A 2,975-nucleotide genomic window follows, 5' to 3' on the forward strand; every position below is an offset into this window, starting at 1 on the left:
ATTCCCAAAGTGGTTTATGAGCATGGTCTCTTTATATGGCCTTGGCTTCCAGCTACTGATTATGGCAGTAATGCTTTCCTTTGGTCTCATCGGCTACATCGTGCCTTTCTTTATCGGTTATTCCCTGTTGATTTTTGTATTTATAGCCATTAGAAAAAACTTCCTGACTGAGAAAATCAGCAATCAATCAACCTTGTAAACGATCCAGCACGATTGATTCCAAGGTTCAATTTTTGGCTCTTGCCAGGAAATTTTTAGCAAGTGCTAAAACAATGCGACAATTTCCCCTACAGCATTTTTTAATCCGGTTATTTTATGTTTAAATTATAAACACTAAAATGTTTACAATTTAAACATTTTAAAAACCGCGATGAGATATAATTGAGTATACTCTTCGTGGTTTATGGGCAAGGCTCCAAAATTAAAAATAACGATGGATGCTAAAACCTATATCGCGAAGGCATGCCTGTGTACCCTTGGTAGATACCCACCTATTTCGCTAGTATATATCAATCTGTTTCGCCAAAGACAAGTATCTATAAGTATCCTTTAAATATGTTTATCAACTGCCATTCCTTTTACAGCTTCAAATACGGAATGATGTCCGTCGAAGCGCTGATCTCGGAAGCGAAGGGCAAAAAACTCGACTCCCTCGCCCTGACCGACATCAACTGTACTGCGGGCGTATTTCCTTTTATCCGTGAGGCACAGAAAAACGGCATCCATCCCGTCATCGGCATCGATTTCCGCAACGGCGTCAGGCAACAATACATCGGCTTGGCCAAAAACCAAGAGGGCTACTTTGAACTCAACAAACACCTCTCCCATCACCGCATCAAGGGGATTCCTTTTGATGCCAAGGCTCCGGCATTTCAGCATAGTTTTGTGATCTATCCGCTTCCTGCAAAGTTTTTTACCCTGCGGGAAAATGAATTTATAGGCGTACATCCTTACCAGCTCAACAAGATCATCAAATCGCCATGGTTCAGGCACAAGGACAAACTCGTCCTGTTACAGCCGGCGACATTCAGCTCCAAGCTGGAATTCAACGCCCACCGTCTCCTCCGGGCGATTGACGGCAATACCTTGCTCAGCAAACTGGAAACCGAAGAACAGGGAGAAATATGCGACATGCTCTACAGCTATGCCGACATGGTCGCACGCTGCGAAGGCCACAGCTACCTGCTCTACAATGCCCAGAAACTGCTTGAAGCCTGCCAGTTTTCCTTTTACTTCCAAGCTGTCAAAAACAAACGGGACATCCTCGGTTCAGATTGGGAAGACTACGACTACCTCAGACAAGAAACCTTCAAAGGTGCACTCATGCGCTATCCTGACCTGACTGCCGAGATCAGCAAGCGGATAGAAAAAGAACTCGAACTCATACAGCAAAAAGGTTTTGTCTCCTACTTTCTGATCAATTATGACATCGTGAACTTTGCCCACAGCAAAGGCTATTACCATGTCGGACGGGGCAGCGGTGCCAACAGCATCGTCGCTTATTGTCTCTACATCACCGATGTCGACCCGATAGAGTTGGACCTGTACTTCGAGCGGTTCATCAACCTGTACCGTGAAAACCCACCTGACTTTGACATCGACTTCAGTTGGACGGACAGGGATGCTGTGACAGAGTACATTTTTCAGAAATATAACCAAGGAAAAGAAGAGCATGTCGCGCTATTGGGTTCGTACAGTACCTTTCAGTCCAACTCCATGTTGCGTGAACTTGGAAAAGTCTTTGGCCTTCCCAAAACAGAAATCGAATCCCTGATCCATTATGCCGGTAAGCCCGACTATGTCCCTGACCAATATGGGAAGCTGATCATCAAATACAGTCAGGTCCTCCACGGGATGCCTTCCCACCTGACGATCCATGCCTGTGGAATCCTTATTTCCCACAAACCGATACATTATTACACCGCCACCGAATTGCCGCCAAAGGGCTTTCCCCTTGCCCATATCGACATGCATGTGGCGGAGGATATCGGATTGTACAAGTTTGACATCCTCAGTCAGCGCGGCCTCGGCCACATCAAAAGCACAATCGAAATCATCTACCAAAATCAAGGTGTCAAAGTCGATATCCGGGAAGTGGAAAAATTCAAAAAAGACCCAAAAATCAAAGAACACCTCCGGGATGGACATACCATCGGGGCATTTTATGTCGAGTCACCCGCCATGCGCATGCTGCTAGCCAAGATGAAAGCTGACGAATACCTCGAGCTTGTGGCCGCCAGCTCCATCATCCGTCCCGGAGTGGCGCGCTCAGGGATGATGCGGGAATACATCCTTCGGCATGTGGATCCTGAGCGCCGCAAAACCGCCCATCCCGTCATGATGGACATCATGCCCGAAACTTACGGCATCATGGTCTATCAGGAAGATGTGATCAAAGTGGCGCACTACTTTGCAGGGCTTTCCCTCTCGGAAGCAGATGTGCTGAGACGTGGCATGAGTGGCAAATCCCGCTCGAAGGAAGAATTCAAGCATGTACATGACCAGTTTTTTATCAACTGTGAAAAGCTGGGACGCGACCCCAAAATCACAGCAGAGGTTTGGTATCAGATCGAGAGTTTTGCCGGATATTCTTTTGCCAAAGGACATTCAGCGTCTTTTGCAGTGGAAAGCTATCAGAGCCTGTACCTCAAAGCCTACTTCCCGCTCGAGTTTATGGTCGGTGTGATCAACAACTTCGGGGGATTTTACCATACGGAATTCTATGTCCACGAACTCCGCATGAACGGCGCCGACATACAGGCTCCTCACATCAATGAGAGCGATTATCTGACCAATATCAAAGGCAAAACCGTCTATTTGGGATTTATCCATCTGAAATTTCTCGAAAAGGCATCAGCGGAAAAATTCCTGAGGGAAAGGGCTGTCAATGGTCCTTACCTTGGATTGTCCGACTTCATTGCGAGGGTGGAAATCAGTCTGGAACAGTCACTGATCCTGATCCGCATCGGTTGCTT

At 46.8% G+C, this 2,975-nt stretch carries 1 protein-coding gene and 1 pseudogene; both read left to right on the plus strand.

Annotated elements, in window-relative coordinates; genetic code table 11:
• Positions 1-199: pseudogene (locus tag ACZFYI_RS18255) on the plus strand (hypothetical protein); the annotation flags it as partial.
• A 356-nt stretch (positions 200-555) separates the two neighbouring features.
• A partial coding sequence (locus tag ACZFYI_RS18260; protein WP_462525559.1) for a PHP domain-containing protein occupies positions 556-2,975 on the plus strand: 2,420 nt, incomplete at its 3' end.

It is taken from the genome of Aquiflexum sp., assembly GCF_977115555.1.